General features: G+C 59.0%; 27 protein-coding genes. 15 read left to right on the top strand and 12 right to left on the bottom strand.

Annotated features, from left to right (window positions below; all coding sequences use genetic code 11):
• The first annotated feature begins 63 nt into the window (after positions 1-63).
• From KD146_RS04525 to KD146_RS04485, 9 genes are all read left to right on the top strand, one after another.
• The gene (locus KD146_RS04525) at positions 64-672 is read left to right on the top strand and encodes a DJ-1/PfpI family protein (protein ID WP_212657543.1); all 609 of its coding nucleotides are present in this window, start codon (positions 64-66) and stop codon (positions 670-672) included.
• On the top strand, positions 672-2,906 hold the full coding sequence (gene purL, locus KD146_RS04520; protein ID WP_212657542.1) for a phosphoribosylformylglycinamidine synthase subunit PurL: 2,235 nt from the start codon (positions 672-674) through the stop codon (positions 2,904-2,906). Before KD146_RS04525 ends, purL begins: the two co-directional genes overlap by 1 nt.
• Positions 2,907-2,987: 81 nt before the next feature.
• Positions 2,988-3,581, top strand: a complete 594-nt coding sequence (locus KD146_RS04515; RefSeq protein ID WP_212657541.1) for a hypothetical protein — start codon at positions 2,988-2,990, stop codon at positions 3,579-3,581.
• Positions 3,582-3,672: 91 nt separating this feature from the next.
• Positions 3,673-3,906 (top strand): BolA family protein, encoded by a 234-nt coding sequence (locus KD146_RS04510; protein WP_212657540.1) that lies wholly within the window; start codon positions 3,673-3,675, stop codon positions 3,904-3,906.
• A gap of 15 nt (positions 3,907-3,921) precedes the next feature.
• Positions 3,922-4,239, top strand: a complete 318-nt coding sequence (locus tag KD146_RS04505; RefSeq protein WP_345790745.1) for a DUF6665 family protein — start codon at positions 3,922-3,924, stop codon at positions 4,237-4,239.
• Positions 4,236-4,868, top strand: a complete 633-nt coding sequence (locus tag KD146_RS18440; protein ID WP_212657538.1) for an HAD family hydrolase — start codon at positions 4,236-4,238, stop codon at positions 4,866-4,868. The genes KD146_RS04505 and KD146_RS18440 overlap by 4 nt, the downstream gene beginning before the upstream one ends.
• Positions 4,869-4,987: 119 nt before the next feature.
• Positions 4,988-5,323 carry a Grx4 family monothiol glutaredoxin gene (gene grxD / locus KD146_RS04495; protein WP_212657537.1) on the top strand — a complete coding sequence of 112 codons (336 nt, stop codon included), beginning with the start codon at positions 4,988-4,990 and terminating at the stop codon, positions 5,321-5,323.
• 161 nt (positions 5,324-5,484) lie between these two features.
• Positions 5,485-6,702, top strand: coding sequence for an MFS transporter (locus tag KD146_RS04490; RefSeq protein WP_212657536.1), 1,218 nt, complete (start codon positions 5,485-5,487; stop codon positions 6,700-6,702).
• A gap of 126 nt (positions 6,703-6,828) precedes the next feature.
• Positions 6,829-8,082 (top strand): multidrug effflux MFS transporter, encoded by a 1,254-nt coding sequence (locus tag KD146_RS04485; protein ID WP_212657535.1) that lies wholly within the window; start codon positions 6,829-6,831, stop codon positions 8,080-8,082.
• 11 nt (positions 8,083-8,093) lie between these two features.
• Here the strand turns inward: KD146_RS04485 and KD146_RS04480 are convergent, their stop codons facing one another.
• From KD146_RS04480 to ttcA, 5 genes are all read right to left on the bottom strand, one after another.
• Positions 8,094-8,723, bottom strand: a complete 630-nt coding sequence (locus KD146_RS04480) for an ATP-dependent Clp protease proteolytic subunit (RefSeq protein WP_212657534.1) — start codon at positions 8,721-8,723, stop codon at positions 8,094-8,096.
• Between the two features lie 36 nt (positions 8,724-8,759).
• The gene (locus KD146_RS04475) at positions 8,760-9,101 is read right to left on the bottom strand and encodes an SRPBCC family protein (RefSeq protein WP_212657533.1); all 342 of its coding nucleotides are present in this window, start codon (positions 9,099-9,101) and stop codon (positions 8,760-8,762) included.
• Positions 9,098-9,412 carry an ArsR/SmtB family transcription factor gene (locus KD146_RS04470; protein ID WP_212657532.1) on the bottom strand — a complete coding sequence of 105 codons (315 nt, stop codon included), beginning with the start codon at positions 9,410-9,412 and terminating at the stop codon, positions 9,098-9,100. The genes KD146_RS04475 and KD146_RS04470 overlap by 4 nt, the downstream gene beginning before the upstream one ends.
• Positions 9,413-9,476: 64 nt before the next feature.
• Complete coding sequence (locus tag KD146_RS04465) at positions 9,477-10,280, bottom strand: inositol monophosphatase family protein (RefSeq protein WP_212659108.1); 804 nt, start codon at positions 10,278-10,280, stop codon at positions 9,477-9,479.
• Positions 10,281-10,291: 11 nt separating this feature from the next.
• The gene (gene ttcA / locus KD146_RS04460) at positions 10,292-11,161 is read right to left on the bottom strand and encodes a tRNA 2-thiocytidine(32) synthetase TtcA (RefSeq protein ID WP_427857080.1); all 870 of its coding nucleotides are present in this window, start codon (positions 11,159-11,161) and stop codon (positions 10,292-10,294) included.
• Positions 11,162-11,341: 180 nt separating this feature from the next.
• Here ttcA and sbmA point away from each other — a divergent pair, with 180 nt between their 5' ends.
• Positions 11,342-12,643: a peptide antibiotic transporter SbmA gene (gene sbmA, locus KD146_RS04455; RefSeq protein ID WP_212657531.1), complete on the top strand. Its 1,302-nt coding sequence runs from the start codon at positions 11,342-11,344 to the stop codon at positions 12,641-12,643.
• A 75-nt stretch (positions 12,644-12,718) separates the two neighbouring features.
• On the opposite strand, the gene rpsD is transcribed toward sbmA, so the two are convergent.
• The 5 genes from rpsD to KD146_RS04430 all read right to left on the bottom strand — a co-directional run bounded on the left by rpsD (position 12,719) and on the right by KD146_RS04430 (position 16,986).
• Complete coding sequence (gene rpsD / locus KD146_RS04450; protein ID WP_212657530.1) at positions 12,719-13,336, bottom strand: 30S ribosomal protein S4; 618 nt, start codon at positions 13,334-13,336, stop codon at positions 12,719-12,721.
• Between the two features lie 170 nt (positions 13,337-13,506).
• Positions 13,507-14,745 carry an MFS transporter gene (locus tag KD146_RS04445; protein ID WP_212657529.1) on the bottom strand — a complete coding sequence of 413 codons (1,239 nt, stop codon included), beginning with the start codon at positions 14,743-14,745 and terminating at the stop codon, positions 13,507-13,509.
• 73 nt (positions 14,746-14,818) lie between these two features.
• On the bottom strand, positions 14,819-15,637 hold the full coding sequence (locus KD146_RS04440) for an RNA methyltransferase (RefSeq protein WP_212657528.1): 819 nt from the start codon (positions 15,635-15,637) through the stop codon (positions 14,819-14,821).
• Positions 15,638-15,692: 55 nt separating this feature from the next.
• Entirely contained in the window at positions 15,693-16,379 is a 687-nt protein-coding gene (locus KD146_RS04435; RefSeq protein WP_212657527.1) for a GNAT family N-acetyltransferase, read from the bottom strand.
• 28 nt (positions 16,380-16,407) lie between these two features.
• A complete protein-coding gene (locus tag KD146_RS04430) occupies positions 16,408-16,986 on the bottom strand; it encodes a GNAT family N-acetyltransferase (RefSeq protein WP_212657526.1) in 579 nt (192 codons plus the stop codon).
• A 97-nt stretch (positions 16,987-17,083) separates the two neighbouring features.
• On the opposite strand from KD146_RS04430, the gene KD146_RS04425 reads away from it, so the two are divergent.
• Together KD146_RS04425 and KD146_RS04420 are read left to right on the top strand one after the other, a co-directional pair.
• Positions 17,084-17,527, top strand: a complete 444-nt coding sequence (locus KD146_RS04425) for a GFA family protein (protein WP_212657525.1) — start codon at positions 17,084-17,086, stop codon at positions 17,525-17,527.
• Positions 17,524-17,859: a TfoX/Sxy family protein gene (locus tag KD146_RS04420; RefSeq protein ID WP_212657524.1), complete on the top strand. Its 336-nt coding sequence runs from the start codon at positions 17,524-17,526 to the stop codon at positions 17,857-17,859. The genes KD146_RS04425 and KD146_RS04420 overlap by 4 nt, the downstream gene beginning before the upstream one ends.
• A gap of 11 nt (positions 17,860-17,870) precedes the next feature.
• Here KD146_RS04420 and fabF read toward each other — a convergent pair whose 3' ends face one another.
• Positions 17,871-19,151 carry a beta-ketoacyl-ACP synthase II gene (gene fabF, locus KD146_RS04415; protein ID WP_212657523.1) on the bottom strand — a complete coding sequence of 427 codons (1,281 nt, stop codon included), beginning with the start codon at positions 19,149-19,151 and terminating at the stop codon, positions 17,871-17,873.
• 51 nt (positions 19,152-19,202) lie between these two features.
• Entirely contained in the window at positions 19,203-19,619 is a 417-nt protein-coding gene (locus tag KD146_RS04410; RefSeq protein ID WP_212657522.1) for a MarR family winged helix-turn-helix transcriptional regulator, read from the bottom strand.
• Positions 19,620-19,767: 148 nt separating this feature from the next.
• Here KD146_RS04410 and KD146_RS04405 point away from each other — a divergent pair, with 148 nt between their 5' ends.
• The 3 genes from KD146_RS04405 to KD146_RS04395 all read left to right on the top strand — a co-directional run bounded on the left by KD146_RS04405 (position 19,768) and on the right by KD146_RS04395 (position 23,506).
• Entirely contained in the window at positions 19,768-20,985 is a 1,218-nt protein-coding gene (locus tag KD146_RS04405; RefSeq protein ID WP_212657521.1) for an NADP-dependent isocitrate dehydrogenase, read from the top strand.
• A 308-nt stretch (positions 20,986-21,293) separates the two neighbouring features.
• On the top strand, positions 21,294-22,403 hold the full coding sequence (locus tag KD146_RS04400; RefSeq protein ID WP_212657520.1) for an OmpP1/FadL family transporter: 1,110 nt from the start codon (positions 21,294-21,296) through the stop codon (positions 22,401-22,403).
• A gap of 170 nt (positions 22,404-22,573) precedes the next feature.
• Positions 22,574-23,506 carry a DMT family transporter gene (locus KD146_RS04395; RefSeq protein ID WP_212657519.1) on the top strand — a complete coding sequence of 311 codons (933 nt, stop codon included), beginning with the start codon at positions 22,574-22,576 and terminating at the stop codon, positions 23,504-23,506.
• The last annotated feature ends 11 nt before the right edge of the window (positions 23,507-23,517 follow it).

The following is a 23,517-nucleotide window of genomic DNA, read 5'->3' as shown; positions in this document are numbered from 1 at the left end:
CGCCCATCATTTCGGGTCTGCAGCGCCACACCTTCAACCTGTCCCACCTCTGGAGGGTTCGCCATGTCTGATGCCGCCCCCCGCGCCAGCATAGCCGTAGTGGTCTTTGATGGTGTTGAAGAGCTGGATTTCGTTGGTCCCTGGGAAGTGTTCTCTGTCGCCAAACAACTGGGCGCACCGCTTGAGGTCTTCACGGTCGGCTGGCCCGGCACGTCAATCAACTGCGCCAAGGGTCTCAAGATCATTGCTGACTATGACTTTGCCGGTAAACCACGCGCTGACGTCGTTCTTGTCCCTGGGGGCAAGGGCACGCGCCAACTGGCTGAAGACGATAGTTTCAACACCGAACTGCGCGCCTATCTGGCTCAGGCCAAATGGCAGACTTCGGTATGCACGGGGGCTGCCCTGCTGGCACGTGCAGGTTTCCTAGAAGGCCGGCGGGCAACCACCAATCGCGGCGCGCTCGACTTCCTGCGTGCCCATGCACCGCACACCTACATTCTCGACCAGCGCTATGTGCACGACGGCAATGTTGTGACCAGCGCGGGCGTTTCGGCCGGCATCGACATGGCCTTGTGGCTGGTCGGACATCTGTTCGGCGAAGACACCGCCCACTCCACCCAGAACCACATGGAATATTTTCCAGAGCCGCCCTACGGAACCCCAGCCTGATGAGCATTCCCAACGATATCGTCATTACCCCTGAACTCGTCGCCGACCACGGCCTCAAGCCCGACGAGTATCAGAAGATCCTCGATCTGATCGGGCGGACGCCGACCTATACCGAGCTGGGCATCTTCTCGGCGATGTGGAATGAGCACTGCTCCTACAAATCGTCCAAGAAGTGGCTCAAGACCCTGCCCACCACGGGTCCGCGCGTACTTCAGGGCCCTGGCGAAAACGCTGGTGTGGTCGATATCGGCGATGGTCAGGCTGTGGTCTTCAAGATGGAGTCTCACAACCATCCATCTTTCATCGAACCCTATCAGGGTGCCGGTACCGGCATGGGCGGTATTCTGCGAGACGTCTTCACCATGGGCGCACGCCCGGTCGCCGCAATGAATGCCCTGCGTTTTGGCGCTGTCGACCACGAAAAGACCCGCCATCTGGTATCGGGCGTCGTGGCTGGTATTGGCGGCTATGCCAACGCCTTTGGGGTCCCCACCGTTGGCGGCGAGGTCGAGTTCGACGCGCGCTATAATGGCAACATCTTGGTCAATGCCTTCGCCGCGGGCCTCGCAGATACCGACAAGATCTTCCTCTCCGAAGCCAAGGGCGTTGGCCTGCCCGTCGTCTATCTCGGCGCCAAGACCGGCCGCGATGGCGTCGGTGGCGCGACCATGGCCTCTGCCGAATTTGGCGATGACATCGAAGAGAAACGCCCTACCGTGCAGGTTGGCGACCCCTTTACTGAAAAGCGTCTGCTTGAAGCGTGCCTCGAACTGATGGCGACCGGCGCCGTCATTGCCATTCAGGACATGGGCGCGGCAGGGTTGACCTGTTCGGCAGTCGAAATGGGCGCCAAGGGCGATCTGGGCGTCGAGCTGGATCTCGACAAGGTACCCGTACGCGAAACCAACATGACCGCCTATGAGATGATGCTGTCGGAATCCCAGGAGCGCATGCTCATGGTCCTGCATCCCGAAAAGGAAGCGGTAGCCCGGGCCGTGTTCGTGAAATGGGAACTCGATTTCGCCACCGTGGGGAAGACTACAGACGATCTGCGCTTCCGCGTGCTCTGGCAGGGTGATGAAGTCGCCAATCTGCCGATCAAGGAACTCGGCGACGAAGCCCCGGAATACGACCGTGCCTGGACCCCGGCCGCGCCTGCAGCCGCGCTGGCATCTGATGATGTGCCACAGATGGACGTGGCTGAGGCACTGCTCAAGCTGGTGGGCGGTCACCAGATCGCCTCACGTCGCTGGGTCTATGAGCAGTACGACACCCTGATCCAGGGCAATTCCATGCAATTGCCCGGCGGTGACGCCGGCGTGATCCGGGTTGAGGGACACCCTACCAAGGGGCTGGCCTTTACCTCTGACGTCAATCCGCGTTATTGCGAAGCTGATCCCTATGAGGGTGGGAAGCAGGCGGTGGCCGAAGCTTGGCGCAATCTGACCGCGACGGGTGCTGAACCTCTAGCCGCAACCGACAATCTCAATTTCGGCAATCCCGAACGCCCCGAAATCATGAGCCAGTTGGTCCATGCTATCAAGGGCATTGGCGAAGCCTGCACCGCGCTCGACTTCCCGATCGTGTCGGGCAATGTCTCGCTCTACAACGAAACCAACGGACAGGGCATTCTGCCTACTCCAACCATTGGTGGCGTTGGCCTTCTTCCGGACTGGACCGGTATGGCGCGCATCGCTTTTGCTGCAGAAAACCAGCCTATCTTGCTGATCGGCTCCCCCGACAAGCGCGGCACCCATCTGGGTCAGTCGATTTATCTGCGCGATCTGTTCAACCGCCGCGATGGCGCCGCCCCGCCTGTCGATCTGGCCCATGAACGTCGCACTGGCGATTTCGTGCGTAAGCTGATCCGTTCCGGCGTGGTCACCGCCTGTCACGATCTCTCCGATGGTGGCCTGGGCGTGGGTCTGGCGGAAATGGCCGTCGCCTCAGGTATCGGCGCACAGATTGTTGATCTCGAAGGCCACGATCCCATCCTGCAATATTTCAGCGAGGATCAGGGTCGCTATCTGGTGACCGTCAATATCGATCCGCAAAGCGATGAGATGCTGGCGCTTTGGAACGAAGGCGAGAAACTGGGTGTATTCTGCCCGTGGATCGGCAGCACAGGCGGCACAGATCTGGTGCTTGGTGCAGCAAAACCGCTCCCGGTTGTCGATCTCAAATCAGCCTATGAAGGCTGGTTCCCCGATTTCATGGACGGCGCTGCAGCCTAATCGGTGTATCTGCCTTATGATCGCCGCTCTTTGGGGTGTTTTGGCACCTCGGGAGCGGCGCTGCTATTTTTGGAGACTACAATGATCATTCGACCCGCAATGGGCTGCCTGGCAGTCCTCTCGATGGTCCTGGCGCCGAGCGCCGCCTTCGCGCAGAACATCAACATCACGCGATCCGTGCTGCCCGATCAGCCCTATACGCTGAGCTATCCCGACACCATGGAAGCCTCGGGCGGCGTCGACAAACCGCTGACCATCAACCACACCAATGCCCCGCTGCAGTGCAATATGAGCTTTGTGCCGGTTGATGACAGCGGCTGGACACCCGAAGGCGCCCTCGCCTCGCTGGTAGATGCCGATCTCGAGGCGGGCTGGAGTGAGACATTCCCGGGCTTCGTCATGGGGGCCAAGGGCACCACCGCATATCAGAGTGATGCCGCCCTTATCTATGAGGGCACCAGCACCGACTCGCCAATGGGCATTCCCCTCACCATTGTGCACACCGAAACCGTTGCCAATGGCCTCGGCTACACGCTCGACTGTCTGTTCGACACAACAATGGCTGAGCAGGCCCGCCCGATCGTTGATTTTATCATTGCCAATTTCTCAACTGAAGCGGACGCTGAATGCTGCGTGGGAGTGACCACCGAACTCACCCCGGCTGCGACCCAATAGCCGGCAGCAACGCGCCGTATTGAAGCCGCCTCTGGCGTGGCCTATCTTTCACTGAATCGGCCGGACGGCCACCCACTCAAGGAGTTGCGCCATGGCGATGGAAGCCACCGAAATCGAACGTCGCATCAAGGCCGCCATTCCGGACGCCAATATCGAGATCCGCGATCTGGCCGGCGATGGCGATCATTGGGCCGCCACGGTTATCTCTGAACAGTTCCGCGGCAAGTCACGCGTGCAGCAACACCAGTTGGTCTATGCCGCGTTGCAGCCCGATATGGGCGGGGCGCTGCATGCGCTCGCGCTCCAAACCAGCGTGCCCGACTAGAGCCGGGCCAGCCCAGTGTCGCTCCGGGACTCGCTTGATCTGATAGCCATGGTCAAACCCGAGGCCGGCACCGCCGCCCTCGACAATGAGATCATGGCGGAGCGCGCCTCGTCGCTGGGCGCCGCAGAAGCTAAAGTCATCGCCGCGATGTCCGCGTTGGCGACAGCAGGCACCGACAACACCACAGCATTGGCCCACGGCCGTAGCGTGGTTTGGGCCTATTTTGTACATCGCGAGCTTATTGGCTTCCGTCAACACACCGAGGTGATTCAAAGCCTCAACATACCACCCGAAGTCATTGCCGGACTTGGCGCAATCGAGAAGCGCCAGTGACGCGGGCGGTATTTTTTGATGTCGATGGGGTGCTGGTTCACGGATACCACGCCCGACCAGAGGCACAGCAGCATCGCTGGAACGCCAACCTACAGGCAGTTCTGGGCATAGATCCGGAGCGCTTTCATCAAGAGTTCATCTACGACATCTTCATGAAGAAGGTGATCATCGGCCAGACCTCGTTGGTCGAGGCGCTGGAGCGACGCCTTCCCGCCCTGGGCTATAACGGCTCACCCATGACTATGCTGAACTATTGGCTGAGCCATGACAGCGCGATCAATCAGCCTGTTCTCGATGTTGTAAGACAGCTCGGCGCACGGTCTGATCTGCGGCTCTATATCGCCACCAATCAGGAGCATTTGCGCGCCAACTGGCTCTGGAGTCATCTGGGCTTTGCAGCGTTGTTCGAGGACATATTCTATTCGGCCCGCATAGGCGCGCTGAAGCCACATCAGGACTATTTCGACTTCATAGAAAAACGCATCGGTCCACAAACCGAACCACCCCTCCTTTTTGATGACACCCCCAAGGTCATCGACGGTGCCCGCCGTGCGGGCTGGGAGGCAATCCAGTTCGATACCGTTCAAGACCTCACCCGCCATCCCTGGATTGCCGCGAGGTTGGATTGAAGCACACAATCAAGCTTGATCGGCGATTGCCGATGCACCCCTCGACAGCGCCACACCAAGCTCCTATTTATGGGCCAACAATTTAGGGTCCGCCCCCTGGCTCCAGAAAGGCTTCTGCTATGACCGACATCAATGCTTTCATCGACGAAAAGGTGAAGAACAACGACGTGTTCCTTTTCATGAAAGGCTCGCCCGATTTTCCTCAGTGCGGCTTTTCCGGTCAGGTCGTCCAGATTCTGAACTATCTCGGCGTCCCGTATGACAGCGCCAATGTTCTCGAGAGCGATGAACTGCGCGACGGCATCAAGACCTATACCAATTGGCCAACCATTCCCCAGCTCTATGTAAAGGGTGAATTCGTTGGTGGTGCCGACATCATCCGCGAAATGTTCCAGGCAGGAGAACTGCAGACCCACATGGAATCGGCAGGCATAGCGGTCAAACAGACCGCCTGATCGATGAACTTCGGACTTGTTCAGCAACGCCGGGCCTCGTGTCCGGCGTTCTTGTATCTCCCAAGCTATCAATGATGCTGATCCATCCCATTCCGCATTATTGTTTTGCGTGATGAATTGGCGGGCGTACAAGATTCGCCCGAGCAATTGGATCGTGCGTCATGAACACCTCAGCCCTTCGCCCAGCCGTGCCGCTGCTCGTGCTGATCATCGCCGGTTGCGCCGTCGCCGCGATCGGTAACGGCGTCCGCACCAGCTTTGGCCTGTTCACACTGCCCATGACAGCCGATCTGGGTCTGTCTCGCGAAGGTTGGGGCATGGCAATGGCCATCCAGAACCTGGCCTGGGGCATAGCCCAGCCATTTGCTGGCGCCTATGCCGATCGCGTGGGCACGGGCCGCACAATCGCCATCGGCGCGGCGATCTACGCGTTGGGCGTAGTCCTGATGACCATCTCGCCCAATGCCAGCATCATGGCTGTGACCGCCGGCATCATTACCGGCGTGGGCATTGCCATTTCCTCTTTCAGCGTGGTCATGGCCGCTTTTGGCCGTGCTGTTCCACCCGAAAAGCGCTCACTGATCTTTGGTGTCGCCACCGCGGCGTCGTCTTTCGGACAATTTGCCTTTGCACCCATTAGTCAGGGCTTCATCAACGCCTTTGGCTGGCAGTCTGCCCTGCTCTATCTCGGTATGGCATTGCTGCTGATTATACCACTCAGCTACGCCTTGCGCGGTCGCACCGAAAACCCGATTGGCCAAGCCGATCTGCCATTCATGGAAACCCTGGCCAAGGCCTGGGGGCACGGCTCCTATCGTCTGCTGGTCATCGGCTTTTTCGTTTGCGGCTTCCACCTGGCATTCATCAACGTCCACATGCCCGCCTATCTGGTGCAGTGCGGCTTGTCGCCAGCGACGGGCAGTTGGACAATCGCAATTATTGGTCTGTTCAATATTGTCGGCTCGCTGCTGGCCGGCTATCTGGGCGGTCGCCTCCCCAAGCAGATCCTGCTGGCCACTATCTACTTTCTGCGTGCGTTGGCTATCGGTCTGTTTCTTCTCTTCCCAGTTAGCGAACTGACGGCTTACACCTTCGCGGCTGCTATGGGCGTACTCTGGCTCTCCACCGTGCCGCTAACAGCAGGACTTGTGGCTATGTTCTTCGGCGCCCGCTATCTCGGCATGCTCTATGGTATTGCCTTTCTCAGCCACCAGATCGGCTCCTTTGTTGGTGTCTGGCTCGGTGGTTATGTGTTTGACATGACTGGCTCCTATAGTCTGGTTTGGTATCTGGGCATCATGCTGGGCTTGGCTTCGGCGGCCATGCACCTGCCCATTAACGAGCGCGCTGCACCCAGCTTTGCATTGAAGCCCGCCTGAAAACCAGATCGCCAGGCAACCATCGTTTCCTGACGATCAAGCCTTGCCAAAGACCTTTTGCGGGTTCATGTTCCGACCACACTCACAGCGCCTGCGGCTCTGCGGCAGCTTTCCCGAGATCAATTCATGTCCAATCATTTCACGCGAGTCCTCTCGCGCCCCGAATTCATTGCCCTGATGGCGGCCTTGATGGCCCTCAATGCTTTGGCCATCGACGTGATGCTGCCAGCCTTGCCCTATATGGGTGAGGCGCTCGGCGTCGCGAGCGAGAACGAAAGACAGTTCGTCATTTCCGCGTTCATGATCGGCATGGGCATGGCCCAGCTGGTCTTTGGACCGCTCAGCGACCGTTTTGGCCGCCGTGCACCGCTGCTAGTCGGCATGGGCATCTATGTCATCGCTGCCTTCATCGCGGTGTTCGCACCGAACTTCACCACCCTGCTGGTCCTGCGCTTTATCCAGGGTCTGGGGGCTGCCAGCGTGCGCGTTATCGTCACTTCTGCTGTGCGTGACCGCTATTCAGGCCGCGAAATGGCCGAGGTCATGTCGCTCACCTTCATGGTGTTCATGGCTATCCCCATCATCGCGCCCGGCATTGGGCAGGTGCTGTTGATGACCGGGCCTTGGCAGACAATCTTCATCTTTATGGCGGTTCTGGCGTCGGGTTCCTGGCTTTGGACCTTTTTCCGCCTGCCCGAGACCCTGCCGCTCGACAAACGTCGTCCGCTCACCTTCAAGGGCATTGTCGGTGGCTTTCGCATCGTCTTTACAAACCGGATGGCCATCTCCTATGGCCTGGCGGGCACCTTCCTTTTCGGCGCCCTGTTCGGCTTCATCAGCTCGTCCCAGCAAATCTATGTCGATATCTTTGGGCTGGGTGAGTACTTCCCCGTGGCGTTCGCAGCCATGGCCGGACTGATGGCCGTGTCCTCCTTCACCAATTCACGCATCGTGCGCCGGTTTGGTATGCGACGCCTGTCACACGGCGCCATGCTGTCGTTCACGGGCTTCAGCATTATCTGGCTGGGCTTTGCTCTGACTGGCTTCATGCCGCTCTGGCTGTTCTTCCCGCTGCTGGCAGTGATCATGTTCAGCTTTGGCTGGGCCGCCCCCAACATGAACTCGCTATCCATGGAGCCTTTGGGCGCCGTTGCGGGCTCTGCTTCAGCAGTCTTTGGCTTCATCCAGACCGTCGGCGGCGCTGTAATCGGGGGCTATGTCGGCCAGATGTTCAACAACACAACGATACCAGTGGCCATCGGTTATGCCGGCATGGGTATCCTGTCGCTGATTTGCATTCTGATAGCCGAGAATGGCAGACTGTTCGGCGTTGGCGAGCAGTATGCCAATGCCGAAGCAGCCCCCGATATGGCTCACTAATCGGAGCAGTACTACTCGGCATCGGGGGGCGTCAGCACCTCGATCTCGCTGCGGTCGCGATAGACGTGGTCGATGATACCCCAGTCCCTGGCTTGTTCGGGGGTCATGAAATTGTCGCGCTCCAACGCGGCAACAACCTCCTCATAGCTATGCCCACAATGCTTGGCATAGAGCTCATTGGAACGGCGCTTCACCCGTTCACTCTCTCGTGCATGAAGCATGATGTCAGTCACCTGCCCCTGAAACCCGCCGCTGGGCTGATGCAGCATCACCGAGGCATTGGGCAGGCAGGCTCGCGCACCGGGCGCACCCGCCATCAACAGGAACGAACCCGCCGACATGGCCATTCCCATGCACAGCGTGCCAACCGGCGCGGTTATAAACTGCATGGTGTCGTACATGGCAAAGGCCGACGTCATCACGCCGCCGGGCGAGTTGATATAGAGATAGATCTCCTTTTTGGGATTGTCGGCTTCCAGAAACAGCAACTGCGCGCAGACCAGCGCTGCCATATTGTCCTCAATCTGGCCATTGACGAAAATGATCCGCTCGCGCAGTAGACGCGAATAGATATCAAAGCTCCGCTCCCCGCGGCTCGATTGCTCCACCACCATAGGGACGAGTTGCATCATGTCGCGCATTGGCGAACCTCCGTTCAGCATTGATTTGATTCAGGTTTAGGCGGCCATCAGCAGCGCATTGACGCAATTGCTATTGGCAGCAACCGGTACGGTCATCGGGGCATGGGTCAGCTTGAACCATGTGCCGCCATCGTCGTTCGGCGTCAGTTCGAACGTCACCAGACTGTCCTCGGCATCGGTCACTGCGCCCTGCCCGGCCTCGCGCCAGCGATAGGTCAGGCTCTTGTTCTCTTCTGCTGTCACCACCGCCAGTTCGATATCGTCAGCCGGCTTGAGCCAGCGCGACAAATACTCAGGAATGGTCAAGGCCCGCCACACCTTCTCCGGCGGCGCGTCCAGACTGCATTCAAACACCAACGCGTCTGTCTCCGACGTCATTGATCCATCTCCTTGAGCAGGTCTTTGAGATTGTCGATCCGGGTGGGCCAGAAGGCACGATAGCGCGCAATCCACGCATGCAGCGGCGCCAGCCCTTCGGGCGCCACGCGATAGTGGGCAAAGCGGCCTTCGCGGCGCTCGCTAATCAGTCCAGCCCCGCGCAGCACGGCCAGATGCTGGCTCATCGCCGGCTGCGAAATGGCAAAGCCTTCTCGCAACTGCGTAGCCGTCAGTTCATCACTGGCCAGACGCTCCAGCACGGCGCGGCGAGTCGGATCGGCCAGAACTTTGAAAATGTCTGTTTCGCTCATGTCATTACATAAGCACAGACTTATGTAATCCGCAAGACCCTTCGATCCTGATCGTTTGGGCCACCTAGTAGGTGAAGACCTCGCGGCGCAATTCGTCCCAGCTATCAAGATCAACTGCCACCAATAGTCCACCATCGACATGGTGAGGTAGATAGGGTTGACCATCCAGCCGCGCCGCAAAGGCCCCGGCCTCCTGACTGATCAACACACCAGCCAGATGATCCCATGGCATCAGCTTGTTGAAGCAAACGAACTGCGTGTGGCCCGAGGCGAAGGTGCGATATTCGTGCCCCGCCACCCGGTAATTGACGATCATGCGCACCTTGATCGCATTGCTGAGCACTTCCGCCCGTGACTCAGGCGGCATGAACCCGACCGAGGCCGTGCCTACCATTTCGGCCATTGGCAGTTTTTGCGCCACATTGATCCGCACTGCTTCGCCATTGGGTCGGCGCAGCCAGGCGCCACTGCCCTTTTCTGCCATCACCCAGTCATCGCCCATCGGGTCATAGATGATGCCGGCAATTGTCTCGCCCTTGGACACAACCGCCGCCATGGTCGCAAACAGTGGCAGACCAGCCGCGTAGTTGGCGGTGCCATCAATCGGGTCAACCACCACCGCCAGATCTGCGTCGGCCAATCGTCCGAGTAGCGCCGGATCAGCAGCCACCGATTCCTCTCCGACGAAGAGCGCTTCGGGCATCCATTGCGTGATGGCAGCCTTAATGGCCTCTTCAGTCGCCACGTCAGCCTCGGTGACCAGATCGATAGCCGATGTCTTGGTGGTCACCATTGACGCGTCCAGCCGCCGGAAGCGCGGCAGCGCTTCGGCGCGCGCAGCGTCACGCAGGATATTGGCGAGTTCCATCACGTCAAAGGTCAAGTCTCAGTCCTCTTGTCAAACAGGGCGTTGAAATCAAACAGTTTCGTATCGAGCATATGGCTGGCATTGATATTGCCCATCGCCCGGATCATCACATCCTTGCGGCCCGGCATGCGCTTTTCGATATCGGCCAGCATGGCCTTCATTGCATTGCGCTCAAGGCCATCCTGACTGCCGCACAAATCGCAGGGGATGATCGGAAACGCCATCGCATCGGAGAACCGCTGCAGGTCGTCCTCGCCACAAAAGATCAGTGGCCGCAACACTTCGATGTCGCCCTCGTCGTTGAGCAGGCGCGGCGGCATGGCCGCAACCTTGCCGCCATGGAACAGGTTCATGAAGAAGGTCTCGAGGCTATCGTCGCGATGATGGCCCAGCACCAGCGCGGTACAGCCCTCTTCACGCGCAATGCGATAGAGATTGCCGCGACGCAGCCGTGAGCAGAGTGAGCAATAGGTCGCCCCCACCGGCAGTTTGGAGGTGACGATCGAATAGGTGTCCCTGTATTCGATGCGATGCGGCACACCGATACCGCTGAGGTATTGGGGCAGGATATGCTTGGGGAAGTTGGGCTGCCCCTGATCGAGGTTGCAGACCAGCAATTCTACCGGCAGCAACCCACGCCATTTCAGGTCCAGTAGCAGCGCCAGCATGCCATAGCTATCCTTGCCGCCGCTCAGCGCTACCAGCCACTTCTCGCCAGCACGCACCATGGAGAACTTCTCCAATGCTTCACGCGTATGGCGGATCAGCCGCTTGCGCAGCTTGTTGAATCCCACAGACCGCGGTGCGTTGGCATAGATTGGATGCGCACCAGCCGCAGCATCATCAGTGTCAGCCGGCGCCGGGTCCATGACCGCGCTCATCACGCCTTCACTCATGCCAAACTCTCTTTCTGTCAGTTCCCTGCTGATAACCCTCCTGAGCAGAGAGGGAAAGGGGCAGCAACAGCGGCAAACCTTACCAAACATTAACTTCCTCGGCTTGCCTTAGTCGAAATGTGACGGCTAGATGAAGCTGTCTTTCCGACACCCAGGAGTTTCGCGGTGTTTCGCTCTTTTTTTCCCAATCCTCGTCTGTTTTTCTCGGCGGCCCTGTGCTGGATCGCCGTCGTCATGGTCGCCTGGTACACGATCGGAGGCCAACTGGAATCCGTTTTCAGCCTTGGTCCCTGGCTCGGTATCACGCCCAGCGAAGCCGATCCGGCACCGTTCTTTTCGCCCGACAAGGTATGGCTCTACCAATATGTCCTGTTCACCGGCTACCTGTTCTGCGTGCCTTGGTACTGGGTCGGCGGCAATCGCCGCTGGTACTGGTGGTCCGTGGTAGGCAGCGTCACTATCATCGAGGTGGTGTATTTCAACGTCCAGATCAGCGCCTGGCTCAACGACTGGTACGGATCGTTCTACAATCTCATTCAATCTGCCCTGACCACGCCGGGCACCGTGACGCTCGACCAGTTCCTCGGCGAAATCTGGACCGTCGCCTATGTGTTGATCCCCAACATCACTGTGCTGGTGCTCAACGCCTTCTTCATCGCCCACTTCCTGTTCCGCTGGCGCCGGGCTATGAGTTTTTTCTATCTCAGCCACTGGCAGCACCTGCGTCATATCGAAGGCGCCTCCCAGCGCGTGCAGGAAGATACCCAGCGCTTCGCCAACATTGTCGAAGGCCTGGCAGTGTCCCTGGTAGCCTCGGTGATGACCCTGATTGTCTTCCTCCCGTTGCTTTGGGAATTGTCCAACAACATTACCGAGCTGCCCTTCTTCGGCGCAGTCAATGGCAGCCTGGTCTGGGTCGCACTGGTGTCGTCGGCCTTCGGCACCGTCCTGTTGGCCGCTGTTGGCTGGAAACTGCCCGGACTGGAATTTGAAAACCAGAAGGTCGAGGCCGCCTTCCGCAAGGAGCTGGTCTATGGCGAAGACAGTGGGGAGCGCGCAGAGCCGGTGACCGTGCGGCAGTTGTTTATCAACATGCAGCACAACTACTTCCGGCTGTACCGGCACTACCTCTATTTCAACATTGCCCGCTACGCCTATCTACAGGGCTCCAATTTTGTCCCGCTGATCGCCATGGGGCCGTCCATTGTCGCCGGCACGCTAACGCTGGGCCTGTTTCAGCAGGTCAGCAACGCCTTCGGCCAGGTCGAGGATTCGTTCAAATTCCTCGCCAGTTCCTGGACCACCATCATCTCGCTGATTTCGGTGTTCAAGCGTCTGCGTGCCTTCGAGAGCAACATCCCGTCCAACGCGATTGCTGCCAACGATTATGACGACCCGATCTTCCTGCAAGGGCTGGCCGAAGCGCCGACCAGCGACGACGTCCCTCGTCAACCAGCCCAGTTCTAGGGCCAGCCGGTCCATCAAAGCAAAAGGGCCGCTCCCTGAGGAGCGGCCCTTTCTAATTTGGCAATTCGGTTTCGCTTAGCGCGAGTAGAATTCGACGACCAGGTTTGGTTCCATCTGAACCGGATAAGGCACATCCGACAGCGCGGGAACACGCACATAGGTTGCGGTCATCTTGTTGTGGTCGACGTCAACATAATCAGGAACGTCGCGCTCGGCCAACTGAGTGGCTTCGAGCAGCACGGTCAGCTGCTTGGAGCGATCACGCACTTCGATCTTGTCGCCGACCTTGACCTGGTAGGACGGAATGTTGACGCGCTGGCCGTTGACCATGATGTGGCCGTGGCTGACAAACTGGCGTGCAGCAAACACAGTGGCAACGAACTTCGCACGATACACGATCGCGTCCAGACGGCTCTCGAGCAGGCCGATCAGGTTTTCGCCGGTATCACCCTTGACGCGGGCAGCTTCGGTGTAGAGGCGCTTGAACGCCTTTTCCGTGACCGAACCGTAATAGCCCTTCAGCTTCTGCTTGGCGCGCAGCTGCAGACCGTAGTCCGAAAGCTTGCCCTTGCGGCGCTGACCGTGCTGGCCGGGGCCATAGGCACGGGCGTTCAGTGGGGACTTCGGACGACCCCAGATGTTTTCGCCAAGACGGCGGTCAATTTTGTATTTGGCTGAATGACGCTTCGACATCGCGTATCCTTTTCTTGATTGAATGGATCGCGCCCTCCTCTGCCACCCTTGCGAGTGACCGACAGACCCCAATTATTTTAGGAGATCCCGGGTGCGCCTACGGACCATAGGTCTCGATAGGTGCGCGGGTGATATCGCCGGTATGGCCCGGAGTCAAGCCAGACGGGGTTTCAGGCCATCTTCTTGTCGAGTGTCCGCTGCTCGCGCAGCCCCGGAAACACCCGGCTCCATATCACAGCAATGGCAATTGCCCCAAAGCCACCCATGGCAACGGCTGCCACCGGGCCAATAAAATGAGCCACCGTGCCCGCCCGGAACTCACCAAGCTCATTTGAGGCTCCGATAAACACCGAATTGACGGCGTTGACCCGGCCGCGAACCTCTTCCGGGGTCCAAAGCTGCATGATGGTCTCGCGAATTGTCACGCTGACCATGTCTGCAGCGCCCACCAGGGCCAGTGCGGGAATGGAGATCCACACGGTCGTAGACAGGCCAAACACCACCGTAAAAGCGCCAAACAGGCCGACGAACAGGAACAGCACCTTGCCGGCATGATCGCGGATCGGAAACCGCGTCAGGTACAATGCCATCACGATGGCGCCGATACCTGGCGCCGCGCGCAGCAGACCCAGCTCCTCTGGCCCTGCGTGCAGGATGTCCTTCACATAGACCGGCAGCAGTGCCACTGCCCCACCCATCAGCACAGCAAACATGTCCAGCGAGATGGCGCCCAGCACCACCTTGTTGGAGAAAATGTAGCGGAAACCGCCGAAGATGACTTCAAGACTGGTCGCCTGCTGCGACTCGCGCCGCGCCGGGCGGGGAATCAGCAGCACGCACACCATCGCCACCAGCAGCAGCACCGCGCCGGTGCCAAACGCAATTGTCGGGGATAGACCATACAGCAATCCACCCGCTGCCGGGCCCATGATCGAGGCGAACTGCCAGGCCGACGCATTGACCGTAATCGCGTTCGATAGCGCTTCGGGCGGCACCAGATTGGGCGCCAGCGACTGCGCAGCGGGGCCCCAGAAAGCCCGCGCCGTGCCCAGCACGATCAGAATGCCGAAAATCGGCCAGACTTCATGCGCCTCGGCATTGACCAGCGCCAGAAAGCCCAATGCGCACAACAGTTCCACGCCCAGACAAAACGCCATGATACCACGACGATTAAAACGGTCAGCGGTCAGTCCTGTGACAAGGATCAGCAGCAGCGCTGGCAGGAAAAGCGACAAGCCGACAAGACCGAGCAGGAAAACATTGCCTGTCACATCATAGATCTGCCAGGCGATCGACACAGACATGATTTGCACGGCAAAGCTGACCAGCAGCGTGGTCAGCCAGAAAAAGCGGAAACCCTTATAGCTAAAGGCAACGCGCGAGGGGTCAGTGGGCGTGGAGCTACTCATGGCGGCGAATGTGCACCGCGCCCGCGAACTGTCAAAGCCGAAAAACGCTTAAAGCGTTCGCCCCACCGAATTCTCAGTCGGTGCTGTCAGCGTCCTTCTTGGGCAGCGGCTTTTGTCGGTTGGGATTGGGCCGCTGATGTCGCCGGTCAATCGAGGAGATCACTCCGCGCAGCGTGCGTATCTCCTGCGAGGAGAAGTTGCCTCGAGTCAGCGCCGTACGCAAATTGTCGATCACCGTCGGTCGTTTCTCGGGCGAGGTAAAAAAGCCGCTCTCGTCTAGCACGCCTTCGAGGTGCTCGAACATGCCAACCAGTTCGCTTCGGGGCGCCACATCATGCAGCAGGCTGCCGAATGGTAGATTGTCTGCCTGCCCGGACTGACGCCGCCACTCATAAGCCAGGATGAGTACGGCTTGCGCGATATTGAGAGAGGCAAAGGCGGGTTCGACCGGCAGAGTCACGATCATGTCGGCCAACGCAACTTCCTCATTGAGCAGGCCCCACTTTTCGCGCCCGAACAGCAGACCGGCCTTCTGCCCCCCGCCAATGTGACTAACCATCCTCTTGGCCGCTTCGTCAGGGCCGATCACATCCTTCTGCATGCCACGCAGGCGCGCCGTGGTCGCGTAGACCAGCGTCAGATCCTCAACCGCCGCTTCGAGCGTCTCGAAGACGCGAACCCGGCTGATAACGTGATCGGCACGAGAGGCAGTGGCGATGGCCTTTTCGTTGGGCCAGCCATCACGAGGCCGCACCAGGCGCAGATCCCACAACCCAAAATTGGCCATGGCGCGCGCTGCCGTACCAATATTCTCACCCAGTTGCGGTTCGCACAGGATCACCACCGGGGTCGGCAGCAGTTTGATTTCGATGGAGGAGTCTGTTCCGGCCATGGTGCCCAATCTCTAGATCAGGCGCACATACCGTGTTTTCGATCCCGGACGCAAATCAGGCGACACGATGGCGCGGCAATTCCTTGACCTTGCTCGAACGCTGCCACTCGCGATCCAGAATTGCGAAATGCAGTTCTTCATCCCATTCGCCTTGAAACAGCGCATGTTCCCGATAATGCGCTTCGAGCCGCATACCGAGTCGCTGCAGCAGCTTTATGGAGTGGTGATTACGACCATCACAGCGGGCAAACAGCCGATGAATATGAAAGTGGTCGAACGCCATGTCGAACAATGCTGTCAGCGCCTCGCCTGCAAAGCCCTGTCCGGAATGTCGCGGATTGATCAAAAAGCGGACTTCGCCCTGCCCTGCCGTGGCATCGGACCAGTGCAGCGAGATATGCCCGATCAACTGAGCGGTTTGCTTGTCTTCCATCGCCAATGTCAGAGTGTCGCCAGGACGCTGCAGGCTGACATGTCCACACATCGTCTTGAGCGCACCGGCCACCTGCTCGCGATCGCGCGTGTGGCTAAAGGTATAGCGCTGCATGGATGGCAAGGTGTGATAGGCGCTCAAACCTTCTAAGTCGCCGCGTGCAAAACTGCGCAGCAACAAGCGATCTGTTTCAACGGGCAGGCACAGTGACGACATGGCGACGATCTCCTCCACCCTGATGTCTGGATGCTTAAGGACAACGTCAGCTCGTCTCACCAGTTCCGCGACCAGTGCGGAATAACGTTCCAATCTGCCGTACAAAAAAAATCTTTAAAATTCAGTTGCTTATACCCGAACGCCGCGCCTTCCACTCCTGCCAGAGGATGGCGTAGATAAATTCTTCATCCCAGGCGCTCTTGAAAATGGCGTGCTCGCGGAAATGTGCCTCCCGTCGCATACCCAGCCGCGCCATCAGCCGCCATGACGCCTCGTTACGAACATCACAGCGCGCCGAAATACGGTGCAGGTCACCGCGCCCGAACCCAAGATCAAGCATGGCATTGGCCGCCTCGGTAGCGTAGCCACGTCCCTGGTACGCCGGGTCAAATATCCAGCCAACCTCCCCTTGCCGCGCGTCGACGCTACGCCAGATGAGCGACACTTCGCCGACCAATGCAGCATTGCTGGCAAGTTCGACGGCCAGCACGATCCTGTCGCCCTCCGCCTCCAGCGCAACCTGGCCAATGCGCTGCTGGATCGCCAGGGCACATTCTTCCCGGCTCAGCGGAACATCGAACAGATAGCGTGCCACATCTTCACGGCGCCGATAGGCAAAAACCCCGTCGACATCGCCACGCGTGAACGGGCGTAGCCGCAGCCGCTCGGTTGATATGGGAAAGTTCGGGGTGAGCGTCATCAGGTCCCCTCTCGGACAGACAAGTTTTGCCAAGGTCAGTCTGAAAGGCAAGAACCTCGCGCTTGCCCGCTCTGGCACTGCGTGTCAGCCTCATGCCATGAGCAAACCCGAAAAACCAATCATACACGTCAATGCTGCCTGCGCCTGTGGTGCCACCGAGATGAGCATCAACGGCCCCTGTGTCTCGATGTTCATGTGCTCGTGCCTTGATTGCCAGCGCGCAACCGGCACGGGTCACTCCACTATTGCGCTTGTCCCAGCCGGCGCGCTTGGTCTGGCCGGGAAAGCAAAAGCATTCGATAGACCAAGCGACTCGGGCGCGACGTTCACGCGGCACTTCTGCCCTGATTGTGGCACGCCGCTCTATGGTCAGTCCTCACGTGCCCCTGATATTCGCATGATCCCCGTTGGCTTTTTTGCAGGTCAGAACGACTGGTATGCGCCCAACCAGCTGATCTTTTCTCGGAGCCAACAAGTCTGGGACCTCGTCGCGGACCATCTCCCGCGCCATGTCACCTATCGAGTAGGATCGGGTTCATGAGCATGGCCACCGAGGAACTTGCCGACCGCATCCGCCTGCAACTGGCCGGTGATCCCAATATCCGTGAGCAGCGCATGTTCGGTGGTATCGCCTTCATGTCGCACGGCAACATGTTGGTCGGCCCGATCAAGGATGGCGGCTTGCTGGTGCGCTGCGGCAAGCAGGCCTATGCGGCAACGCTTGAACGCCCCGGCGCTGGCCCGATGAATTTCACCGGCCGCACCATGAGCGGTTTTGTCGAGGTCGCGGGCGACGCCATTGAAGACGATGAACGTCTGGCCGAATGGATCAATATCGCCCGCGACTTTGTCAGAACCCTGCCGCCCAAATAGGCGGCATCGCCCTAGATCTTGCCGAACACCAGTGCGGCATTGACGCCACCAAAGCCGAACGAGTTGGACAATACATAATCCACATTCTTGGCCTTGGCCGTGTTCGGAACCAGATCAAACTTGTCAGCCGCTTCTTCAGGATCTTCCAGATTGATCGTTGGCGGCAGCAGCCCTTCGCGCAGCGCCATCACAGAGACCACCGCTTCAAAAGCGCCAGCGGCACCCAGCATGTGACCGGTGGCCGACTTGGTGGCCGACACGGCCAGATCCTTGCCACGCCCTGGAAACACAGCAGTTAGACCGGCGATCTCGGCCGCGTCGCCAACCGCAGTCGACGTAGCGTGTGCGTTGACATAGCCAATCTGGCTCTGATCGACGCCAGCCATTTCCAGCGCATTGCGCATCGCGACCTGGGCACCAGCGCCATCGGGCGACCCTGCCGTCAGGTGATACGCGTCAGCCGAGGTGCCGTAGCCGGCGAGAATGGCCAATGGGATCGCGCCGCGCGCCTTGGCGTGGCTGAGCTTTTCGATCACCAGAACTGCCGAGCCTTCGGACAGCACAAAGCCATCATGGCCCTTGTCGAATGGCCGCGACGCCTCCGATGGACGATCATTGAACGTCGTCGCCAGCGCCCGCGAGGCAGCAAAACCACCCACAGAGATCGGATCGACCGATCCCTCGGTACCGCCAACAACAGCCACTTCTGCCTCGCCCGTCATGATCAAACGCATACCGTCGCCAATGGCCTGTGCCGACGCAGCGCAAGCTGTCACTGGCGTGCCGATGGGGCCGCGGAAGCTGTGCAGAATCGACAGCCAGCCCGCCGACAGATTGGCGAGGAACGAAGGGATAGTGAACGGCGACAGGCGACGTGGGCCCTTGGTCTGGATGATTTCAAAGGCCCGTCCCATGACCGGTGAACCGCCAACGCCCGAACCGATGATGGTGGCAGTCGCCTGCTGGTCCTTGAGTTCAGTAGGATGCCAGTTGGCCTGATCGAGTGCTTCCTGCGCTGCCCCCAGCGAATACTGGATGAACAGATCCATCTTCTTGATCTCTTTGCTGTCGATAAAATCGGCAGCATCAAAGCCATGCTCATCAGTGTCCTTGCGCGGCACCAGTCCGGCAATGGTTGAACCAAACCCTTCGGTATCAAAGCGATCATTGGTGACCACGCCGCTTTTGCCTGCTGTTAGCCGGCTCCACATGGTCGGAACACCAACACCCAGCGGACTGACCACACCCATGCCTGTGACAACAATTGGATCCGACGGATCTGGCTTCAGCATGCACTTTCTCCTGTTCTAAGTCTCAACGCGTCCCGATCGTCAGGGATGCAATCAAAGGCGCGCCAACTGCCGCAGCGCGGCGATGACTGTGGAAAATTCTGGGTCGTCCAGCGCGGCGCGCAATTGCGATTGCTGCGCACGCCATGCTGGAATTGCGTCGCCAATCACCTGGCGCCCCGTTTCGCTCAGCGCACTGACTCGACCATTGCCGCGTTCTGCAGCACTGGTGGTCACAAGTCCATTGCGTTCTAGCAGGGCGAGATTGCGCGACAGCGTGCTACGATCCATGGCGATGGCGCTGGCCATCTGCGTCACAGAGCGCCCGGGATGGTCCCACAGCGAGGTCAGAATGCTGAACTGCGCAGCCGTGATGCCGTGCTGCCGTAACCGTCTATCAGCAAGTCGCGTCACGGCGCGCGACGCCATGCGGGCGTTTAGGACCAGACACAGATCGAACTCACTACTCATGACCCGAGAGGTATTCGTGTATATGCACGGTGTCAACTGGCATGCCCCCTTGCCCTATGGCACCTTTGCGCGTTTCCAAAGCCAATGCTATAGGGGCTGCGGAACCGGCCCATAGGCCAAAAATGCGGATTTCAGGGAGATATTTCCGATGAGCAAAATCAAAGTCGCCAACCCCGTCGTCGATCTCGACGGCGATGAGATGACCCGGATCATCTGGCAGGCGATCAAGGACAAACTCATCCATCCTTATCTCGATCTGCCGATTGAATATTATGACCTTTCGGTCGAGAGCCGCGACGCTACCGATGACCAGATCACGGTCGATGCTGCCAATGCCATCAAGAAGTTTGGCGTCGGCATCAAGTGCGCCACCATTACCCCTGATGAAGACCGCGTTGAAGAGTTCAAGCTCAAGAAGATGTGGCGTTCGCCAAACGGCACCATCCGCAACATTCTTGGCGGTGTCATCTTCCGCGAGCCGATCATCTGCAAGAACGTGCCACGTCTCGTTCCCGGTTGGACCCAGCCCATCATCGTTGGCCGTCACGCCTTCGGCGATCAGTACCGCGCCACCGACTTCCGCTTCCCTGGCAAGGGCACGCTGACAATCAAGTTCACTGGCGAAGACGGCAAGGTCATCGAGCACGAAGTGTTCCAGTCGCCCGGCGCTGGCGTGGCCATGGCCATGTACAACCTGGACGATTCGATCCGCGACTTTGCCTATGCCTCGCTCAACTACGCATATGACCGTGGCGTGCCTTGCTACATGTCGACCAAGAACACCATTCTCAAGGCGTATGACGGCCGCTTCAAGGACATCTTCCAGGAGATCTACGAAGCCGAGTTCAAGGAAAAGTTCGAAGCCAAGAAGATTTGGTATGAGCACCGCCTGATCGACGACATGGTGGCTTCGGCCCTTAAATGGTCCGGTGGCTATGTCTGGGCCTGCAAGAACTACGATGGTGACGTACAGTCCGATATCGTGGCGCAGGGCTTCGGCTCTCTCGGCCTGATGACATCGGTGCTGGCGACCCCCGATGGCAAGACCGTCGAAGCTGAAGCCGCCCACGGCACCGTGACCCGTCACTACCGCCAGCATCAGCAGGGCAAGGAAACCTCGACCAACTCGACCGCGTCGGTCTTCGCCTGGACCCGCGGTCTGGCCCACCGTGCCAAGCTCGACGACAATGCAGACTTGGCAAAGTTCGCGGCCACCCTCGAAAAGGTCGTCGTCGACACCATTGAAGAAGGCAAGATGACCAAGGATCTCTCCCTGCTCGTCGGCCCCGATCAGCCATGGCTGTCTACCATGGGCTTCCTCGATGCCATTGACACCAATCTGCAGAAGGCAATGTCGGCTTCGTAAGCCAGCAACCGCATCTGACTGCAAAGGCGCCTCTTCGGAGGCGCCTTTTTTTGTTGAGCGCACCCACAGGCGATCTGTGCACGGACCCGAGAACGTGGCCTGGGTGCAACAGTCGACCCTGCTATCCCCCACAGAAGCAGTCAGCGCATTGACGACGACCCCAAATCCACTACTAGTTGACGTAATGGTCAACTTCATCTCGCTTAGGAGGAATGACTGACTATTTGGTCAGATATTCCGCGAGGAAGGCGGCAGCATGCGAAACGGCGCAACTGCCTTGTGGCGCAATGGGTGGTTAGGAGGATCACATGCGACTAAATCAACGATTGATGAGTGTACTGGCCGGATTGGCCGTAAGCCTGCCGCTGGCTGGCGTGGCCTATGCTGGCGGGCTCGAGGCCAATGGCTATGACTGGGATCTGCTGTTTGATCCAGCGACCTACACTGCCAAAGGCAGCGCCACCTATGTCTACATCAATAAGGATGTGACCAATGCGGGCGTCATGGCAGGCACGGTATCCACGACCCCCTCTCGCGTGCACTACAATGCTGGCATCAAGGCCGACATTCTCGATATGGCGAGTTGCCTCGTATCGGTCCAGAACCCGTTCGGATCTGACACCTCACGCACCAATGCCTATGCCGCATCGACCTCCCAGGCGATGACCGAATCCATACGCTCAACCGATATCGGTCTCACCTGCGCAGTCAGTGCACAGGTTGGTCTGGGCGTCGTCAGCCTGATCGGTGGTGTATCGGCGCAGAACCTGGACTACCAGGCCGACATTCCCACCAGCTTGACCACCAACACGCCATTGTCCATCAATGGCTGGTCTACCGGCTGGCGCGCAGGTCTGGCCTATGAGATTCCCGAATACGCCCTGCGGATCAGCGCCATCTACAATGCGCCCGTCACCTACACCTTGACAGGTACCGCCTACGGCGGCGCAGCATCTGCCGATGTGACCGCACCACAGTCCTTTGAAGTACGCGGCCAGACCGGCATCGCGCCCGGATGGCTGGCGCTGGGTTCGGTCAAATGGATGAATTGGGCAGCGCTGCAGAAGCTCACGGTCAACACGATCGGTGCACCTCTGGTATCAACCTTCGATTATCGCGACGGCTGGACCGTCACCGCAGGCGTTGGTCACGCGCTCAGTGAGCAGTTGAGCCTTGTGGGCACGGCAAGCTGGGACCGCGGCACGTCCACACCCGGCACTGGCGGTGTACTGACCGCCGGCACCCAGACAGATCGCTACGGCGTTGCACTGGGCGGCATCTACAATGTTTCCCAGAGTGTACAACTGACCGGCGGCGTCTCCGTGAGCACGCTGGCCGCGGGCTCCAATGCCCGAGGTGAAAACTGGGACACCGGCTATGTGTTTGCAGTCAATGGGGGCCTCAAAGGCTCGTTCTAACCGCTTAGCTTGAACATAACGACCATTCAGGGCCACCCGGGACAACACCGGGTGGCCTTTTGCTGTTTAGCCGACCGGTACTAGGTTGATGCAGCATTATGGCCATCGACAGCCCCGCTGGCGCTCGATAGCTTGCCAGCATTTCCTACAGAGTCTGTTTTGGGTGTTTCATGCAGGTCGGCGTGATTTATGCGGTCGTCGCCTATTCGGTTTATGCGTGTGGCGACGCCATCATCAAGGGCTTCGGGCAAAGCCTGTCAGTATTTGAGATCGGCTTCTTCATCGCCGTTTTCTCCCTATTGCCGGCCCTCTTCGTCAAACCGAAGGGCGAGCACTGGCGCCAGAGCTTTCAGCTGGTTCATCCACGCCTTGTGCACTTGCGTGCCTTCACCGGCGTCGCATCCGCCGCTCTGGTTACCTACGCTTTCGTCAACATACCCTTCGCTGAGACTTATTCCCTCGTCTTCATGATGCCTCTGTTCATTACCATCATGAGCGTGTTGATCCTCAAGGAGCGCGTCGATCTTACGCGCTGGGCAATGCTGGCGTTGGGATTTATCGGCGTCATGCTGGTGGTTCGCCCCGGCTTCCGAGTACTTGAACCGGGCCATTTCGCGGCTCTTGGCTGTGCGTTCTTTGGCGGCGCAACCACAACCATCTTGCGGATTATTGCCAGCAAGGAAAAGCGCGTCAGCCTGATTGCCGTGCCTGCGCTTTACGTGGTGGTACTCAACGCGATCCTGATGATGCCAAGCTTCATCATGCCGACGCCAACCCAGTTCTTGCTGCTTGCTGTTAGCGGGAGCTTTATCGGCATGGGGCATCTGCTCATTATCGCTGCCACCCGCAACGCCCCCGCCAGCCAGGTCGCGCCGATCCAGTATGTGCAGATCGTGTGGGCAATCGCCCTTGGGGCGATCTTCTATTTCGAATACCCCGACCTGCTGGCCTATATAGGCTTGGCAGTTGTGGTACTTTCTGGCCTGGTCAATGTCTTCATTGATGGTGCCCGCACCCGCATCGCCGGCCGCTTCGCCGAATATCGCGCTCTGCGCACCGGCCCGGTGACCAACATCACGGAAGTTCAGGGTCCCGAGGTGTGAGGGCTGCCGAC

Source organism: Devosia litorisediminis (assembly GCF_018334155.1).
GTDB classification, from domain to species: domain Bacteria; phylum Pseudomonadota; class Alphaproteobacteria; order Rhizobiales; family Devosiaceae; genus Devosia; species Devosia litorisediminis.
The sequence above is the reverse complement of the archived record's forward strand: the minus strand, read 5'-3'. Positions and strand labels throughout refer to the sequence as shown.

Coding starts and splice junctions, on each gene's coding strand:
- KD146_RS04465 (WP_212659108.1), bottom strand. CDS start 10,280: ATGGAACTCGCCAATATCCTGCGTGACGCTGCGCGCGCCGAAGCGCTG.
- KD146_RS04445 (WP_212657529.1), bottom strand. CDS start 14,745: ATGAGTAGCTCCACGCCCACTGACCCCTCGCGCGTTGCCTTTAGCTAT.
- fabF (WP_212657523.1), bottom strand. CDS start 19,151: ATGCTGAAGCCAGATCCGTCGGATCCAATTGTTGTCACAGGCATGGGT.
- KD146_RS04425 (WP_212657525.1), top strand. CDS start 17,084: ATGAGCAAACCCGAAAAACCAATCATACACGTCAATGCTGCCTGCGCC.
- KD146_RS04490 (WP_212657536.1), top strand. CDS start 5,485: ATGAACACCTCAGCCCTTCGCCCAGCCGTGCCGCTGCTCGTGCTGATC.
- KD146_RS04510 (WP_212657540.1), top strand. CDS start 3,673: ATGGCGATGGAAGCCACCGAAATCGAACGTCGCATCAAGGCCGCCATT.
- KD146_RS04475 (WP_212657533.1), bottom strand. CDS start 9,101: ATGACGTCGGAGACAGACGCGTTGGTGTTTGAATGCAGTCTGGACGCG.
- KD146_RS04525 (WP_212657543.1), top strand. CDS start 64: ATGTCTGATGCCGCCCCCCGCGCCAGCATAGCCGTAGTGGTCTTTGAT.
- KD146_RS04420 (WP_212657524.1), top strand. CDS start 17,524: ATGAGCATGGCCACCGAGGAACTTGCCGACCGCATCCGCCTGCAACTG.
- KD146_RS04515 (WP_212657541.1), top strand. CDS start 2,988: ATGATCATTCGACCCGCAATGGGCTGCCTGGCAGTCCTCTCGATGGTC.
- KD146_RS04480 (WP_212657534.1), bottom strand. CDS start 8,723: ATGCGCGACATGATGCAACTCGTCCCTATGGTGGTGGAGCAATCGAGC.
- KD146_RS04440 (WP_212657528.1), bottom strand. CDS start 15,637: ATGGCCGGAACAGACTCCTCCATCGAAATCAAACTGCTGCCGACCCCG.
- KD146_RS04430 (WP_212657526.1), bottom strand. CDS start 16,986: ATGACGCTCACCCCGAACTTTCCCATATCAACCGAGCGGCTGCGGCTA.
- purL (WP_212657542.1), top strand. CDS start 672: ATGAGCATTCCCAACGATATCGTCATTACCCCTGAACTCGTCGCCGAC.
- KD146_RS04395 (WP_212657519.1), top strand. CDS start 22,574: ATGCAGGTCGGCGTGATTTATGCGGTCGTCGCCTATTCGGTTTATGCG.
- grxD (WP_212657537.1), top strand. CDS start 4,988: ATGACCGACATCAATGCTTTCATCGACGAAAAGGTGAAGAACAACGAC.
- KD146_RS04405 (WP_212657521.1), top strand. CDS start 19,768: ATGAGCAAAATCAAAGTCGCCAACCCCGTCGTCGATCTCGACGGCGAT.
- KD146_RS04410 (WP_212657522.1), bottom strand. CDS start 19,619: ATGAGTAGTGAGTTCGATCTGTGTCTGGTCCTAAACGCCCGCATGGCG.
- ttcA (WP_427857080.1), bottom strand. CDS start 11,161: ATGAGCGCGGTCATGGACCCGGCGCCGGCTGACACTGATGATGCTGCG.
- KD146_RS04470 (WP_212657532.1), bottom strand. CDS start 9,412: ATGAGCGAAACAGACATTTTCAAAGTTCTGGCCGATCCGACTCGCCGC.
- rpsD (WP_212657530.1), bottom strand. CDS start 13,336: ATGTCGAAGCGTCATTCAGCCAAATACAAAATTGACCGCCGTCTTGGC.
- KD146_RS04485 (WP_212657535.1), top strand. CDS start 6,829: ATGTCCAATCATTTCACGCGAGTCCTCTCGCGCCCCGAATTCATTGCC.
- KD146_RS04400 (WP_212657520.1), top strand. CDS start 21,294: ATGCGACTAAATCAACGATTGATGAGTGTACTGGCCGGATTGGCCGTA.